This window comes from Leptolyngbya sp. 7M (assembly GCF_018128485.1).
The window spans coordinates 2,741,790-2,757,028 of the sequence record NZ_CP070897.1 but is presented as its reverse complement, the minus strand read 5'-3'; the positions used below and the strand labels follow the sequence as shown (position 1 = coordinate 2,757,028).

Here is a 15,239-nt window from a genome sequence, read left to right as displayed (position 1 = left end):
TCCAAAGCCGCCCAGTTGCTTTGTTCAATCTCTTGAATAATTTGGTCGAGCTGCTGCCGATAGCTAGACAAGGCATTGAGTAAAGCAGCTTGATCCGCGGCGGACGACGCACGGATACAGTATTAAGAATAAAACTGACAGGTATTCAAGACATTCCTTCCTCCAATATCAATGTCAGGATAGGTAGCTTTATTATCTTCGGAAATCGAGTTCTTACGGGTGCAACGGCCGAAGAACCGGGCGTCTATACCATAGATTTCCTTCTTCCGCCGCTCTCTGACGGAGCCGGTGACGTCCCGCTTGTCGTGGAGGTTAACGTTGGAGGTAACATTTTCTCGTCGCGGCTCGACGATACTACATCGCGGATCTTTATTCTTTGACATTGAGAATAGTTAAACACGGAAGCGGTTCTCGGTTTTTATTAACAGGAGTTATGAATTCATAACTCCTGTTAATGTTTGCGCTCTTAATGGCAATGTATTAACCTAAAACTTGTCACGGCCGCACCCGACTATGTCGACCAGCTACTATTAGCAACCCAAATTTCTTAGCTTTTTAACTATTTCAGTAGATAAGTATTCATACGAAAAGGAGATAAATACTATGGCAGAAAAAGACGTAGCAACAATGAAAATAGCCCCAAAAGTTTGGAAGAATGGTGAGCTTATTGATTGGAATGATGCTCGCATCCACGTAATGTCGCACGTTGTAAATTACGGTTCGAGCGTTTTTGAGGGCATCCGTTGTTACAACACGTCCAGAGGTTCTGCTGTTTTTCGATTGAAGGAACATATTCGACGATTAATGAATTCCGCAAAGATCTATCGTATGGAGCCGAAGTTCTCGGTCGAAGAAGTATGCGAGGCCACAGTGAATTTGATACGTGAAAGCGGCCTGGATTCCTGCTACATTCGCCCCGTGATTTTTCGCGGACTGGATGAAGAAAACCCGTCTTTTGGGGTTTTCGGGATGCTAAATCCGATCCATACCTACATAGCGATGTGGCAATGGGGTAAATATCTTGGTGAAGAGGCTTTGGAAAACGGTATCGACGTTTGTGTCTCGAGCTGGAACCGCATCACTTCAAATTCAATGCCCGCAATGGCGAAGGCAGGTGCGAATTATATGAATTCCCAGCTTATCAAGATGGAAGCAAAGCTAGGCGGTTTTGCGGAAGGTATTGCTCTTGATGACCGCGGTTACGTTTCCGAAGGTTCCGGTGAGAATATTTTCATAGTAAATGGCGGAAAACTCTATACTCCTCCGCTCGGTGCTTCGATACTGCCAGGGATTACCCGTGATTCTGTGGTCCAGATCGCGCGCGAAATGGGCATTGAGGTGATTGAAACAACCATCCAGCGTTCAGCACTTTATCTCGCAGATGAGCTTTTCTTTACAGGAACTGCTGCCGAGATCTCACCTATACGTTCGGTAGATCGTATATCGATCGGCAGCGGAAAACGCGGCGAGCTAACAAAGGCTATTCAGGACGAATTCTTTGCGATAATTGATGCGCGGCGTCCGGCGCCGAATAATGCCGATTGGCTTACATTCGTTCATGATACCGGTGAAAAAAAAACGGCAGTCGCGTGATAGACGCAGCTAACTGAACTCAATAGCCCTGTTGGAGTTCGTCCACCCAACAGGGCATTTCTATGTGCTGGAATGAAAAACACGAATGAAAAACCGATCGGCTGGCCAATAGAGCTGGCCGTGTTTGTTTGTGGGGCGGTCGTAATGACCTATGAGATCGTCGGATCGCGGATACTTGCTCCATACATAGGAACATCGACTTATATCTGGACTGGATTGATCGGGGTCATCTTGGGGGCATTAAGTCTTGGCTATTGGCTTGGCGGCCGAATTGCCGACAGACGACCGAATGTCGGCGTATTGGCGTCAGCGATCTTTGTATCCGGCGGTTTGATATCTGTAACGATCTTGATAAAGGACATCGCATTATCTGCTATTGCCACCACGCCTGTTAACGACGAAGTCCGTTCGATCGTGGCAGCTCTAGTCCTTTTCGCTCCGGCAAGTGTTGCGCTCGGGTTTGTAATCCCATACGCGACAAAGCTTAGGATCGCGGATCTGGCAGAGACTGGATCGGCAGTTGGACGACTGTATGCGCTCTCCACGATCGGCAGCATCGTAGGTACATTCTCCGCAGGATTTTTCTTCATACCTTTTGTCGGCTCGGTCCGAACGCTTTATTTGTTGGCGGCGACATTGTTATTAATGGGCGGATACCTTGGGGGCGTGTCTATAGTTCGGCGTTGGTTGAGTGTAGTGGCCATTTTCGCCACCGGTCTATTGACGAGTGAGGGATATACCTATCTCTTAAGGAGCACGAATCTCATTGCCGACATTGATACTCAATACAGTCGGGTCCGTGTTTTCGAAGCAACGGAGACATCTACAGGGCGTAAGCTGATAGCCCTCGCTACAGATCCGACCTACATTCAATCAGCAAGATATATTGACAGTATTGAGCTTGCACTTGATTACACAAAATACTATGACCTGGTCGGTTATTTTGTCCCCGGACTTCAACGGGTCTTGATGATCGGGGGCGCAGGTTATTCCTATCCGCAAGTATTTTTGCGAAACTTTCCAGATTCGCATATCGATGTTGCGGAGATCGATCCCGGAATGACCGTGGCAGCAAGACAATATTTTGGCCTCATAGATGATCCGCGAATGACTATCATTCATCGTGATGGAAGAATGGTGCTTAACTCTGCACGGGACGGAGAATACAATGCTATCTTGATGGATGCTTTTGGCTCATTGTTCTCAGTACCTTTTCAATTGACTACCATCGAAGCCGTACGAAAAATGCGCCGAGCGATCGCCGAGGATGGCGTGGTCATTTTCAACCTTGGTTCTGCGTTAAGCGGGCCCTCTGCCCTTTTCTTCAGATCGCAACTTGCAACATACCGCCAAGTCTTTGCAGAGGTCCAGGTTTACAAGGTCCGGCCCGAAGCCGCTGACAATGTACAGCAAAATCTGATCATCGTCGCCTGCAAACAATCCTGTCGGAATGATAAAAGTTTCCCAACTAACAGCAATATTGAATTTGAGGGGCTCCTTTCAACTAAAACCGATCCGGGCGAAGTATTTGACGTTCAGATCCTAACCGATGAACTCGCTCCTGTTGAACGCTTTGCCTCAATTGCTAATTCTTTACGATAGACTCGCTGGAATTTCACGCCTTGCTCATCGCTTTCGAATTGGTCATACTTTTTGTTTACGTTTTACATCAGATCATTAGCTCAGTGATCTGATCTAGAGCAGTATTTACAATGAATAATACCGCAACACCCAACGCAAGTTACAGCCTGACCCTTAGAGTTCGCATCCACAACAAACCCGGAAAACTCGGCGAGATCACAACCGCGATCGGCCGAGCCGGCGGCGATATTGAAGGTATCGATATCGTAAGTGCAGGAAGGGATTTTCTTGTCCGCGACATTACAGTAAATGCATCCAGCGAATCTCAGGACGAAGAAATAGTTGAGGCGGTCAAAGTGATCGACGGCGTTGAGATAGTTAATGTTTCAGACCGAACTTTTCTGATGCATTTGGGCGGGAAGATAGAGATGGTCTCAAAGGTCCCGCTAAAAACCCGTTCAGACCTTTCGATGGCCTATACTCCGGGCGTCGCTCGTGTTTGCGAAGCTATACATAAAGACCCGGAAAAAGTATTCAACCTAACAATAAAAAAGAATACAGTTGCGGTCGTTACAGATGGCACAGCAGTTCTGGGGCTTGGCGATATTGGCCCGGCCGCGGCAATGCCCGTGATGGAAGGCAAGGCCCAGCTTTTCAAAGAATTTGGCGGCGTCGATGCGTTTCTTGGGGCAGGTGGAAAACGGCTGAGGCCAGCAATTGTGTTTTTGCTCTCGCGAGCCACAATGCCAAATCAGGAAATTACTGCCAAACATCGTCGCCTAGCCGAAATTACAGAGATGATCCATACGGCTAGCTTAGTTCATGATGATGTGATTGATGAAGCAGAGTTACGGCGGGGAGTACCAACGGTTCACAGCAGCTTTGGAAATCGGGTTGCGGTTCTGGCAGGTGATTTTCTGTTTGCCCAATCGTCCTGGTATCTGGCTAACCTTGATAACTTGGCCGTAGTCAAGCTGCTGTCTGAGGTGATCATGGATCTGGCAGAAGGCGAAATTCAGCAGGGTCTAAATCGATTTGATGCTAGCTTATCAATCGAGGCGTATTTGGAGAAAAGCTATTACAAAACCGCTTCTTTAATTGCTAACAGCTCTAAAGCAGCAGGATTGCTGAGCGGCGTCTCGGCAGAGCAGGCCCAGCATCTCTACAGCTATGGTCGCCATATCGGGCTAGCATTTCAGATAGTGGATGACATTTTAGATTTCACTGGCTCTAGTGAGGCACTCGGCAAACCTGCCGGTTCAGATTTAAAGAGCGGCAATCTAACGGCTCCGGCCCTATACGCTCTAGAAGAAAAACCCTACCTCGAAAAGCTGATCGAGCGTGAATTTGCCCACGAAGGAGATTTGGAACAGGCTCTTGCTTTGATTGAAGACAGTCGGGGCATTGAACGTTCCCGTGAGTTAGCTGCCCATCATGCTCAGCAGGCGGTTCAACACCTATCTGATCTGTCACCATCGGAATCACGACAAGCCTTGATTGAGTTAGCTGACTACGTATTGAGCCGACTGTATTAATTCTCATACCAGCCCATACTCATACCAATCAGGCAATATCTGGTGGCAAACTAGACCGGCCGCGTAGAGATTGGACATACTGTTCGATGGACTGGCGTAACCCTTGCCGGCTCACCTCAGTGCCCGTTTGATCGACAACTGGCCCAAAGAAAATAACGCTATCAACAGGTTCCATTGCCAGCAGCTGAAACAAAATCTGAATCACCGGAACCGGCAGCGCCATAATTTGTGGATCCTCGGTGGCAACACTGGTCTTGACGGCATTCAGCGATGGGTAGGCATAGACCACATTTTTAGTGACATTCGGCTGAGTCCGGTGCTTTAGGGTTGTCATCACCCAGTTCTGCTCCAGATTCTGCAAAATGTAATACTGCGAATACTGAAGCTGACTAGCAACCGCTTTGAATACAGGAGCAATCAATTGGATCTCATCCGTTTTAGCTCCATAGAGAGGGGCTTGCTCAATCAGTTGCTGGATTTGCTCGTCGATAGTCATCAGTCATCCAATAGGCAGTTAATAAACAAGTTAATAAACAATTGTTGAATGATTCAAGTGAAATTCAGTAAAACGGCAAACCGGCTAATTCACTTTGGAAATTATTTATGGTTGACCTGCGGCCTTCTTAAACAGCTCACTTACCAGTCTAAGTACCTCGGCATAATTAAAAAACCAGATCCAAAACCCTGCGCCGCCCGCTGCGCGGGCGGCGCAGGGTTTTGGGTTTTAGGTTTAATTATGCTCACCTACTTAATCGGTTGATTTCTTGTTAGATTTACTCCAATTTTGGGCATCTTAAACAGGGATCATCCGTAAGTCAACCAAACTTTAGGTAAATACTTTAGGTAAATCGAGTGCGGACATCTAGCCCATCGTCGGCAAGGCACTAGCACTGTAGAGCCTGAAATAACCTGGTTGGTCTGCTTACTACCTACCCAATTTCTCTGGCTGCAAGTCAGTAAACCCGTCAGAGTTTTTGCATTTCAAAATCCTTTCGGGATTTTCGGATAGGCTCTTAATCGTTGAGCGCGATTGACTTCAGCTAATCAGAAGGCTCTAGCCGTTCAACGCTGACAAAAGCAACACTCTGGCAATTCTGCCATTGCTGCTCAATCTGATATGAAGTTCCCGATCAAATGCAAATTTTTGGTCAATTTTTCTGCGCCAAACTCCGGGAATTTACGAGGGTTTGATGAATGATGTATTCATTAAGCGTCGGTCACTGTCAGGTATGCTAGGTTTGTAGCCAACACGACCATCAGGGGGAGGCAAGCGAAAGAAGCGTGGAGGCGGTTTTTCAGCTCATATTGGGCGAGCTTAAGCAGTCTACTCACTCTTCTGAGCAGAAATGTCGGGAAGTCGCTACTCGCATTACCGAGGAAGTGGACCGCATTTGCTCGGAAAGTCAGCGTATTCAAGCCTCAGGAGATATTGAAGCTTGGTCTATCAGCTTAGCGCGTCATCGGTTAAAGCAGTGCTTGAAGTATCATCAGCTCGGCTCCCATCGCGGACGGGTGGAATTGCATAGTGGTCTCAGTGCGGTGGTTTATCGCTACATTACGCCGCCCCAAGTGCAGTCCAGCTATCAGGCTCGCCTAACGCTGATTGAAGATTTTTTACAAGGGTTTTATATCGAATCCTTGAACGCCTTCCGGCGGGAAAATCAGTTGCCACCCACGTATCGGCCCCGTACCCTGCTAGAGCTGGCAGAGTATATGGCATTCACCGAACGCTATGGCAAACGTCGCATTCCCCTACCGGGTCGCCGCAGCCAGCAGTTGATTATTCTACGAGCACAGACGTTTTCGCAGCAGCAGCCCCCTGAAACAATGGTGGATATCGAACAAGCCGCCGAGGGGGGTGGAGAAGGGGAGAATCGGAGTGCGGTTTCACTGCCGCAAGTGCGGGAACAGATGATGGCCCAAGAGCCAGAGCTACCCGAAGACACCCTGCGCAAGAAGGTGATCAAGGAACTGATGCGCTATCTGGAGGAACGACAGCAGCAGGACTGTGCGGACTACTTTGCCCTGCGGCTCCAGGATCTACCCGCGAATGAGATTGAAGCGATTCTGGGCCTAACGCCCCGCCAGCGCGACTATTTGCAGCAGCGGTTTAAGTATCATCTGATTCGATTTGCACTATCCCATAACTGGGAGCTGGTTCATCAGTGGTTAGAAGCAGATTTGGAGCGCAATCTGGGCCTAACACCGCAAGAATGGCAAATGTTCCAAACCAACATTACGCCTCAGCAGCAGGAGCTGCTCCAACTTAAGCAAAAAGGAATGGATGACAAGGCGATTGCTCAGATTTTAAGCTGCACTCCCACCCAAGTGCAAAAACAATGGACCAAGTTACTTGAACAAGCTTGGGAAATTCGCAACAATTTAATATCCGGAGCAGGTGCATTAACCGATGAATAAAGACGCAGAAGCCATAAATCAGTTTTTGGCTTGGCTATTGCAAGAACCAGACCCGGCTACAGCGCCATCAGGGAAAAACTCCAGCCCAACTGCGGGTTCGGAAGAGTCCGGGACAGTGGATTTGCAGCCTCACACTGATCCACTGGATTCAGAAGTGGAGGCTATAGGGGCCGACCAGCCTGAATCGAGTGCCGTTTTTACTGAGGACATTTCATCGTTAGAACTCGGAGAAATACCTGCTGTGCAAGATCGTTTTTATGCCATTATTAAGCGCCGCCTGCGAGCGGAAATTGAGCGCAACCCACCCTTATTCCCCTGGGAATCCAGACTATGGGACTACGAGTCTGAACAGCCCGACCTGATGGGTGCTGAAGCCATGTCCACCTCGTTCTGGGCTACGCAATTGCAAGCGCTCAGGCTACCTATTGCCCTACCAGAACCCATCCTCGATCAAATCTTTGCCGAATGTCGTAAGCTGGCTACTGCTTCGCTACGCGAGGGAGTGAAGCTCGTCCGGTCTCTCGCGGCGGCGACGGTTACACGATGTTCAAGGAAGCTGCGATATTAGTAAGAGCCGAGGACGCACCGAAAGATTCGGAGATCTTCGAACAAGCCATTAAGAAGTCGCCAAATTCGACGATCGCTCCGAAGGTTGAAGGCAGGATAATCAGGCTCAACTAAACGAATTCGGCAAAAACCTCATTAGAGTAAAGAATTCCCTTTCTTGTAAGCCTAGATCGACCTGAAAACTGCTGGATGAGACCTTTTTCCGCCAAACTCGCAGTTTTTTCTGTTAGATCGACACCAAACTTCCGCTTGTATTCGATAATGTCAATACCGCGATTCATTCGAAGGCCAAGGAATGCTGTTTCCGATGCGATATCTATTTGCTCACGATAGGTCTCCGCGGATCCAGTAGTTTCGATCATTTCCACGTATCTTGCTGTATCGCGTTCATTGGCATAACGCTCATAGCCGTCGAATGAATGGGCCGAAACTCCAAAACCATATACCGGCTGCATTGTCCAATATTTCGTATTATGGCGCGATTCGAAACCCGGTTTTGCAAAGTTCGATATCTCGTATTGTTCATAACCTGCGACCGCGAGACGGTCAAGCATTGTTTCGTACATCTCAGCGGCAAGTTCCTCATCGATCGGTGTTCGGCGGCCGCTGCGGACTTGTTCGGCGAGCGGCGTGGATTCGTGAATCTCAAGAAGGTATAGCGATAGATGCTCTGGCTCCATCGAAATGGCTTCGTCGAGATTCCGTTTCCAATCTTCCATCGTCTGTCCCGGTAATCCGGCGATCAGGTCAAAACTGATGTTGTCGAAACAGGCTTCACGGAGCATTCGATATGTTTGTTTTACATCTTTGGCATCGTGGCCGCGAGCAAGGAGTTTCAGGTCTCGGTCATTGAAGGTTTGAACACCAAAGCTTGCACGGTTGATACCGAGTTTGCGAAATGCTGCAAGCTTTTCCGGCGTGACGGTCGCCGGATTCATTTCCATCGTGATCTCAGCTTCGTTTGCCGCAAAGAACACGGAGAACACGGAGTTTATGATCTTTTCGATTTGTGCGGGTTCGAGCAGCGATGGCGTGCCGCCGCCGAAGTAGATGGTATCTATTTCAGAACCCACTGTGTCAGAGGCGGGGCAGTTCGCCGAGCCTGCCGAGGCATCAATGAACTGGCCGCCCACTAACGCGGGCGGTTCCGACCGCATCTCGCGGCAAAGCGCGTCCACATACCGCTCAACGGCACCCGAATCGCGATACACATCTGTCGCAAAGTCGCAGTAAGAACACCGCGACTTGCAGAATGGGATGTGAAGATAGACACCGGCTGTCATTAAAACAGGATATCATTCTTGACATTGTCACGGTGCAGGGCTTTCAAAGTGATAGTATATCCCGGCGCCCGGGCCGAGCGGCAGTTCGAACAGAAACCAAATAACCAGGAATAGCGTCCAACCGATGAAGAACACGATCGAATACGGGATCATCATTGACATGATGGTGCCGATACCTGCTTTCGGATCGTATTTCTGTGCAAATGCGACAATAAGCGGGAAATATGACATCAACGGTGTGATGATATTGCAAACACTGTCACCGACGCGGTAGCAGGCTTGCGTCAGTTCCGGCGAATAGCCGAGCAGCATCAGCATCGGGACAAAGACCGGTGCCATTACTGCCCACTTTGCCGATGCCGAACCGATGAACAGGTCCAGCAATATAGAAAGAATTACAAACGAGATGATCAAAGTAATGCCGCTAAGTTCGAGCGAACGGAGAAGTTCCGCACCTTCGACCGCCAAAATGATCCCCAAATTTGACCAGTTGAAAAACGCAACGAACTGGGAGGCAAAAAATGCCAACACAAGGTAAACAGACATTGTCCGCATACCGCCTTCCATTGCGTGTATAACATCATCGATCTTGCGGAAGCTCTTCGATGCAAAACCGTAAACTACACCGAACAGAACACCGCCAAAGAAAACAACAGCTATTATGCCGGTCAAGAAAGGCGAGCGGATAAGGCTACCTGTTTTAGGGTCGCGTAGAAAACCGTCTTCAGGAATAGTGCCCCATAAAATGAGACCTACAAAGATCACGACCGCGATCCCCGTATAAAGCAATCCGCGTTTCTCATCTGCATTAAGCCGATCCAGCTTCTCGGGTAATACATCCCCTCTATATTCACCGAGCCGGGGAGCTACCACCTTCTCAGTGATCCATGTGCCGAGCACAGTTACAAGGACTACCGAGGCAGCCAGAAAGTAATAATTCGCCGCCGGCGTTACAACGTAACCTGGATCGAGTATCCGGGCGGCCTCCTGCGTTAAGCCGGCAAGCAAAGCATCGGTTGGGGCAAGAATAAGATTGGCCGAAAATCCACCTGACACGCCTGCAAACGCGGCCGCAAGACCTGCAAGAGGATGCCGCCCAATTGCCAAGAACATCAGCGCGGCTAGCGGTATCAAAACCACATACCCAATGTCACTGGCCATATTGGAAATTACTCCGGCAAAAACAACCACCGCCGTCAGAAGTTTTTTCGGCGATGACATAACCAGAATGCGGAGCACAGCGGAGATCAGGCCGCTTGCCTCGGCGACGGTGATGCCGAGTATGCCGACCAGCACAACTCCGAGCGGGGCAAAACCCGTGAAATTCGTGATAAGTCCTGTGAGAATTTTATGCAGACCTTCCACGGTCAGAAGATTTACCGCTTTTATGGTCTCTTTTGTTCCCGGATGCACAACCGAAAGATCGGCCCACGAAACTATTGCGGAAAGAACAAGAGCCAGAATTGCGAGCAAAAAGAATAGAAATGCCGGATTAGGGATCTTGTTGCCGATCCGTTCTATTCGGTCAAGAATGCGGAAATAAAATGTATCCGGTCGTTCGTTTTGAGGCAGTTCCGGCTGATTGTTATCCATATTAAAAAGAAGATTACCGGAACGTGCCCGGGTGTCAGGTCAGTTCGTTTTCCAACGCCGATTCCCAGATCATTTCGAGTTCGGCAATGGGAGAGGATACGACCGCATCTCCATCAATAGAAATGTTCAGAACATCATCGCGCACAGTGCCGATAATAGACAAGGGAACTTCTGCGGCTATTTCGTGAACGCGCTCAAGATCATCCGGGGGAAAACTGATCACGATGCGAGAAGGGGATTCGGCGAATAAAGTCGCTTCGTACGAAAGCCCGTTCGATATAAGGTTGATATCAGCCCCGATCGCCTCGCGGTTGAGTGATGAGAAACAGCTTTCGGCGATCGCAACTGCCAGACCACCCTCTGAGCAATCGTGGGCGGAGTTAAGGAGCATCGCTTCTGCAAGAGCTAGAACGACCTTATGGATCTTGTCTTCAAATGCAAGATCGATCGGCGGCAAGGCCCCGCTCTCGATCATTGCGTTGATAGATATTCCCGCAACCGCGTATGCAAACTCGCTTACTGAGAGATCATTGCCCGTAACGCCCAGCAAGGCAATAATGTCTCCTTCATTCTTGAAGCCCTGGGTGATCATCTTACGTGTATCTTCGATCAGCCCAACCATCCCTATCGTCGGCGTGGGCAGGATACCTTTCCCATCCGTCTCGTTATAGAAAGACACGTTACCTGACACTACAGGTGTTTCGAATGCGTTGCACGCCTCAGCCATACCATCTATCACGTCTGAGAATGAACGCATTACCTCTGGGCGCTCAGGGGAGGCAAAATTCAGGCAGTTTGTCACCGCGATCGGCCGGGCACCAACGCAAACCACATTTCGTGCGGCTTCGGAAACGGCGTGTTCAAGTAGTAGTGACGGGTGAACAAACGGAAGAAGGATATACCGTACCCAATGCCACCACAGCAACCCGAACCGATACCCCGTTACGCGATATTCCACAGTCGATTCAAGTTGTGCCGCGTCAGGTGATTGAGGATCAAGCCATTACCCGCACATCTGATGCCTTGCGGAATGTGTCAGGCGTAACGGTGCAGAGAGAATTTGGAGATTATGCAGACTTCTTCAACATTCGAGGATTTACCAACTATTCCTATCTCAGAAATGGTTTCAACGTTTTGAATTTTACAGTTCCGCCACCTGCTAATACGATTGAACGGATCGAAGTTTTGAAGGGACCTGCTTCGATACTGTACGGTGCGATCGAGCCAGGTGGTGTGGTGAACTACATCACCCGGCAACTTTTACCAAGACCTCTTTGCTGGGACAGACGCTACTCCCTCAATCGATCTGTTTGAGCCAGATTATGGAGCGGTAGCCCCTATTGCCGCCGCAAACGAGGGCGGTAGCTTTTTTCAAGGCGAAGATACAACTTGGGGACTTTATCTTCAAGATCAAATCACGCTGCTGGACAATTTGAAACTGCTGATCGGCGGTAGGTTTGATTTCATTGAAACTACAAGTCAAAGCCGACCCAGCGATGTTAAATGTGGTGAGGCAAGGTAAAGTATATCCCGTCAGTTACGCTATTTGGGTGGCTCAGCGCAACATTGGTGGAGCTAATCGCATTCTTGATGATTTGTTCAAGTATCTAATTGAAGAGAATTGATTGTAATGCAGAGTAAGACGGATGAAAAACATGCTACAACCAGAATTTTTAGATGAACTATTTGCATCTTTTCAGTTAGACGAATACACGGCACAATCATTGCGCTTTACTCCACCCGGTGATGAGATCGAAATCATTTCTGCCACAGATTATCTTCAACCCAACCGCCTCACAGCCATGATCGAAGCGGCTGCCAAAGAAAACAAAGTTGAGGATTTACGGGTAGCGGCAGCAGTCTCGAACAAGCTGTATCACTGGATTGTGTTACCTGGTGTTTTGATCATGATGACATCAGCAGGAATCGGACTAGATGCATCGGCTGAAAACGCCAGTTTTATCATCAAAGAGAGCGAGCTGAAAATGCTGTGGTTACACAATTTGGAAAATACAGCAATCTATCCGCCCCGATTTCCCTTTTCAATCCCTGATCATTACGCTGGAAAGATTTTGAACAGTGTTGACGAACTTCACCATTGGTGTTTACAGGTTTATTTCGACACAACGTTTCTATCTTAATCGAGCGCGTTCATACGCTCACGAACGTTTCCGAGAAAACCCTATGGGGCAATGCGGCTTACACCTGCTCAGCCACCTATGACCTGCTGAGGGAATGCAGTGATTCAGAAGCCGTTCAAGTGGATTATCAAACGTTGCTACAACAGCCGCATAGTCCTGTAATGCCTGCTCGTAATCCACTCTACAACCTGATGAGACGAGAAACCTTGAATGAGCCAGGATTGCCCCATGAAATTGAAGTGCGATCGACCTGTTGCCTGTATGCGTTCATTCCTCCCTACATCACTAAATGCAGTAATTGTCCTTTACTCAAACCGAACGAGCGGATTGCCATGCTGAAAGCAGAGCTAGCTGAGGTCACTTGATACACCTTGTATGCGTACCTATACTCTGATCTGGATTAGTCAAACAGTGTCTTTGATTGGCTCTGAAATCACCCGGTTTGCCTTGCTCATGTGGGTATGGCAACTGACAGGTACAGCAACGCCAATTTCCTTACTCGCCTTCTTCAGCGAAATTTCGGTTTTAGTTGCTTCCATCTTTGCAGGAGTGCTAGTCGATCGCTTTAACCGCAAAAGATTAATGATGTTAGGAGATGCGATCGCTGGCTGTTGCACAATCGCGATTCTGTTTCTGTTTCTGATCGATGAGCTAGCGATTTGGCATCTCTATTTAGTAGGAGCTATTAGTGGACTCTTTAGCTATATTCAAGGGCTTGCCTTTTCTGCGTCTCAAGCATTGATTGTTCCCAAGCAGCATTACGTCCGAATTGGCGCGATGGGATCCATTCAAGGCTTTGGTTCAGGTGTATTCGCGCCTGCCTTGGTGGGTGCGTTGTATCCAGTTATTCACCTCTCCGGTATTCTCATTGTTGACTTGATCACATTCATCATTGCAGTCAGTACACTGGCAATCGTCCATATTCCCCAACCGCAGATCAGAGCAGCGGAGAGGGGGGAACTGGAAGATGGCAAAGAAGTTCAAAAAGCTTGGCAAGAGTTGACGTTTGGGTTTCGCTATCTTTTACAGTATCCCAGTCTCATAGCTCTACAACTCTTTGCCCTCAGCTATATTTTCTTTGACAACGCAGCGCTACTAGAGCCTGTTGTTTTAGCGCGCACCAATAACAATACCGTCGTTTTAGGAAGCGTTCTTTCTGCGCTAGGATTTAATAACACTTTGACCGAACAACTGTTGGCAGAACGGCAGCAGATTGCCATGAGTGCGAACTTGGCTGAAGGGCGCGAGGGATTGACTGCATTTATACAAAAGCGACGCCCGAATTACGCTGCGGTGAAGATCAGTAGAAGCGCTTTGTATCACTCGCTGCGTATTTAATTAGCAGTGATTCAATTAGAGCCGTTATTTTTGATTAGGATCAGGCAGGATATGAGATATTTCTATCGTCACCAGCAAAGACTATATAGTAGAAGTGCTTTAGCCAAACATTATTCAAGAAAATGATTGTGAAGCTCTTGCCGGGCGCGCTTGGCATAGGTTTTCACGGTTTCGTAAGGAATTTCGAGATCGTCGGCAATCACTTGTAATGATTCACCGAATTCCCGCCGTGCCAAAATCGTTGCCCAGGTTTCAGCGATGTTGGTAGCCCGATCGCCGCCAGTGCGTTTGCGCTGAGCAGTAAATAGCGCTGTTAATTCAGCAATTCGTTCAACTAATAAAGTTTGCATCGAGGGAATTGCAGGAAGCTCAGTCAACTGCCAGCCCAAACGAGTTTGGCCTAAGCCAAAGGTGGTTTTGTGACCCGTGCCGCAGTAAGGCGCAAGCGAAGAGAGGGCGTAAAATAATTGGACAAGCTGATCGTCGGCTCTGGCTTTTGGCGATAGCCCCAGTTCGATGGCTCCAGTAAATCCAGTCACTGCTCCTTTCTTGCCTGCCACCACTTTGGTAGACACAAGTTGATGCCGCAATACCAAGACTGATTGGTCTACCCAATCGAGAAATTCATCTGGACCAACCTGAATTTTAGAGAAGAGATTCCAGCGTCTCAGGTAACTATGGTAGAGGTTGTAGGGCACAGGCAAGGGAAAGTGATGCCCATGACGGCGAAAGCTAGTGGGGGAAACAAAGCTGAGGCTGACAGTCGAGGAAAGCGAGCGGGCGGCTTCCCAAAGTTTGGCATAGCTGGTGGCCGGATGAGCGATAGCTACCTGGCGGATGTGCAGGGGAGCGTTGCGCAACTCTACGGTTGAGGGCAAGGTTTTCAGCCATTGCGCCATCCATTGCACCACAGGTTTCGATAGGGCGGTGATCGTCCAGCGATAGCGCTCTCCTGCCTGCACTTGAAACGCTTTACCTTTGGCTACAAGAGGCCCTTCTAAGCCGGACAAGGTAAAGGCTTTTTCGGTCTGCTCATCATGCAGGATAGCTGAAAGGGCCGGGTTGGATTGACGCACTTGCTCTAGAAACCAAGCATGGAGGCCAATCGTGTATTGGGCATACAGGGAACAGGTGTACGCGGGTTCTAATTCCAAGACAACCCCAACGAATACTGGGAAGACTGAATTATG

18 protein-coding genes and 1 pseudogene are annotated in these 15,239 nt (G+C 48.7%); 14 read left to right on the top strand and 5 right to left on the bottom strand.

The features are described from left to right. Positions 1-89: 89 nt before the first annotated feature. The 5 genes and pseudogenes from JVX88_RS13390 to sds all read left to right on the top strand — a co-directional run bounded on the left by JVX88_RS13390 (position 90) and on the right by sds (position 4,709). Positions 90-380, top strand: a complete 291-nt coding sequence (locus tag JVX88_RS13390) for a hypothetical protein (protein ID WP_211627753.1) — start codon at positions 90-92, stop codon at positions 378-380. 223 nt (positions 381-603) lie between these two features. Then, positions 604-1,593, top strand: a complete 990-nt coding sequence (locus JVX88_RS13385; protein ID WP_225931405.1) for a branched-chain amino acid transaminase — start codon at positions 604-606, stop codon at positions 1,591-1,593. A gap of 72 nt (positions 1,594-1,665) precedes the next feature. Next, a complete protein-coding gene (locus tag JVX88_RS13380; RefSeq protein WP_211627752.1) occupies positions 1,666-3,195 on the top strand; it encodes a fused MFS/spermidine synthase in 1,530 nt (509 codons plus the stop codon). A gap of 110 nt (positions 3,196-3,305) precedes the next feature. Beyond that, a pseudogene (locus JVX88_RS44085) lies at positions 3,306-3,524 on the top strand (ACT domain-containing protein); the annotation flags it as partial. A 54-nt stretch (positions 3,525-3,578) separates the two neighbouring features. Continuing rightward, positions 3,579-4,709, top strand: a complete 1,131-nt coding sequence (gene sds / locus JVX88_RS43040; RefSeq protein WP_225931563.1) for a solanesyl diphosphate synthase — start codon at positions 3,579-3,581, stop codon at positions 4,707-4,709. Between the two features lie 28 nt (positions 4,710-4,737). On the opposite strand, the gene JVX88_RS13370 is transcribed toward sds, so the two are convergent. Continuing rightward, complete coding sequence (locus JVX88_RS13370; RefSeq protein ID WP_211627750.1) at positions 4,738-5,205, bottom strand: hypothetical protein; 468 nt, start codon at positions 5,203-5,205, stop codon at positions 4,738-4,740. Positions 5,206-5,990: 785 nt separating this feature from the next. Between JVX88_RS13370 and hetZ the strand changes: the two genes are divergently transcribed. The 3 genes from hetZ to JVX88_RS13355 are packed head-to-tail and all read left to right on the top strand — an operon-like array spanning position 5,991 to position 7,808. Next, on the top strand, positions 5,991-7,127 hold the full coding sequence (gene hetZ, locus JVX88_RS13365) for a heterocyst differentiation protein HetZ (protein ID WP_211627749.1): 1,137 nt from the start codon (positions 5,991-5,993) through the stop codon (positions 7,125-7,127). Next, positions 7,120-7,695 carry a hypothetical protein gene (locus JVX88_RS13360; RefSeq protein ID WP_211627748.1) on the top strand — a complete coding sequence of 192 codons (576 nt, stop codon included), beginning with the start codon at positions 7,120-7,122 and terminating at the stop codon, positions 7,693-7,695. The genes hetZ and JVX88_RS13360 overlap by 8 nt, the downstream gene beginning before the upstream one ends. After that, on the top strand, positions 7,671-7,808 hold the full coding sequence (locus tag JVX88_RS13355) for a hypothetical protein (protein WP_211627747.1): 138 nt from the start codon (positions 7,671-7,673) through the stop codon (positions 7,806-7,808). The genes JVX88_RS13360 and JVX88_RS13355 overlap by 25 nt, the downstream gene beginning before the upstream one ends. Here the strand turns inward: JVX88_RS13355 and hemW are convergent. Genes hemW through JVX88_RS13340 form a run of 3 tightly spaced genes read right to left on the bottom strand, consistent with a single transcriptional unit; the run spans position 7,805 to position 11,402 of the window. Then, on the bottom strand, positions 7,805-8,977 hold the full coding sequence (gene hemW / locus JVX88_RS13350) for a radical SAM family heme chaperone HemW (protein WP_211627746.1): 1,173 nt from the start codon (positions 8,975-8,977) through the stop codon (positions 7,805-7,807). The genes JVX88_RS13355 and hemW overlap by 4 nt on opposite strands. Positions 8,978-9,004: 27 nt before the next feature. Next, the gene (locus JVX88_RS13345; protein WP_211627745.1) at positions 9,005-10,570 is read right to left on the bottom strand and encodes an AbgT family transporter; all 1,566 of its coding nucleotides are present in this window, start codon (positions 10,568-10,570) and stop codon (positions 9,005-9,007) included. A 34-nt stretch (positions 10,571-10,604) separates the two neighbouring features. After that, positions 10,605-11,402 carry an AIR synthase related protein gene (locus JVX88_RS13340; protein WP_211627744.1) on the bottom strand — a complete coding sequence of 266 codons (798 nt, stop codon included), beginning with the start codon at positions 11,400-11,402 and terminating at the stop codon, positions 10,605-10,607. A 5-nt stretch (positions 11,403-11,407) separates the two neighbouring features. On the opposite strand from JVX88_RS13340, the gene JVX88_RS13335 reads away from it, so the two are divergent. From JVX88_RS13335 to JVX88_RS13310, 6 genes are read left to right on the top strand one after another with little or no spacing between them, the layout of a single operon-like run. Further along, entirely contained in the window at positions 11,408-11,884 is a 477-nt protein-coding gene (locus JVX88_RS13335) for a TonB-dependent siderophore receptor (protein WP_225931403.1), read from the top strand. After that, positions 11,871-12,092, top strand: a complete 222-nt coding sequence (locus JVX88_RS44080; protein WP_211628695.1) for a TonB-dependent receptor domain-containing protein — start codon at positions 11,871-11,873, stop codon at positions 12,090-12,092. Before JVX88_RS13335 ends, JVX88_RS44080 begins: the two co-directional genes overlap by 14 nt. Next, the gene (locus JVX88_RS13325) at positions 12,037-12,195 is read left to right on the top strand and encodes a hypothetical protein (protein WP_211627742.1); all 159 of its coding nucleotides are present in this window, start codon (positions 12,037-12,039) and stop codon (positions 12,193-12,195) included. The genes JVX88_RS44080 and JVX88_RS13325 overlap by 56 nt, the downstream gene beginning before the upstream one ends. A gap of 21 nt (positions 12,196-12,216) precedes the next feature. Further along, the gene (locus JVX88_RS13320) at positions 12,217-12,711 is read left to right on the top strand and encodes a hypothetical protein (RefSeq protein WP_211627741.1); all 495 of its coding nucleotides are present in this window, start codon (positions 12,217-12,219) and stop codon (positions 12,709-12,711) included. Continuing rightward, on the top strand, positions 12,672-13,076 hold the full coding sequence (locus JVX88_RS13315; protein ID WP_211627740.1) for an IucA/IucC family C-terminal-domain containing protein: 405 nt from the start codon (positions 12,672-12,674) through the stop codon (positions 13,074-13,076). The genes JVX88_RS13320 and JVX88_RS13315 overlap by 40 nt, the downstream gene beginning before the upstream one ends. A gap of 10 nt (positions 13,077-13,086) precedes the next feature. Then, positions 13,087-14,049 carry an MFS transporter gene (locus JVX88_RS13310; RefSeq protein ID WP_211627739.1) on the top strand — a complete coding sequence of 321 codons (963 nt, stop codon included), beginning with the start codon at positions 13,087-13,089 and terminating at the stop codon, positions 14,047-14,049. 110 nt (positions 14,050-14,159) lie between these two features. Here the strand turns inward: JVX88_RS13310 and cas6 are convergent, their stop codons facing one another. Next, the gene (gene cas6, locus JVX88_RS13305) at positions 14,160-15,203 is read right to left on the bottom strand and encodes a CRISPR-associated endoribonuclease Cas6 (protein WP_211627738.1); all 1,044 of its coding nucleotides are present in this window, start codon (positions 15,201-15,203) and stop codon (positions 14,160-14,162) included. Between the last annotated feature and the right edge of the window lie 36 nt (positions 15,204-15,239).

Bases quoted from the DNA above. Each gene is read 5' to 3' on its own strand.
- JVX88_RS13360 (WP_211627748.1), top strand. From the start codon at position 7,120: ATGAATAAAGACGCAGAAGCCATAAATCAGTTTTTGGCTTGGCTATTG.
- JVX88_RS13370 (WP_211627750.1), bottom strand. From the start codon at position 5,205: ATGACTATCGACGAGCAAATCCAGCAACTGATTGAGCAAGCCCCTCTC.
- sds (WP_225931563.1), top strand. From the start codon at position 3,579: ATGCATTTGGGCGGGAAGATAGAGATGGTCTCAAAGGTCCCGCTAAAA.
- JVX88_RS13385 (WP_225931405.1), top strand. From the start codon at position 604: ATGGCAGAAAAAGACGTAGCAACAATGAAAATAGCCCCAAAAGTTTGG.
- hemW (WP_211627746.1), bottom strand. From the start codon at position 8,977: ATGACAGCCGGTGTCTATCTTCACATCCCATTCTGCAAGTCGCGGTGT.
- JVX88_RS13345 (WP_211627745.1), bottom strand. From the start codon at position 10,570: ATGGATAACAATCAGCCGGAACTGCCTCAAAACGAACGACCGGATACA.
- JVX88_RS13355 (WP_211627747.1), top strand. From the start codon at position 7,671: ATGTTCAAGGAAGCTGCGATATTAGTAAGAGCCGAGGACGCACCGAAA.
- JVX88_RS13320 (WP_211627741.1), top strand. From the start codon at position 12,217: ATGAAAAACATGCTACAACCAGAATTTTTAGATGAACTATTTGCATCT.
- JVX88_RS13310 (WP_211627739.1), top strand. From the start codon at position 13,087: ATGCGTACCTATACTCTGATCTGGATTAGTCAAACAGTGTCTTTGATT.
- JVX88_RS13380 (WP_211627752.1), top strand. From the start codon at position 1,666: ATGAAAAACACGAATGAAAAACCGATCGGCTGGCCAATAGAGCTGGCC.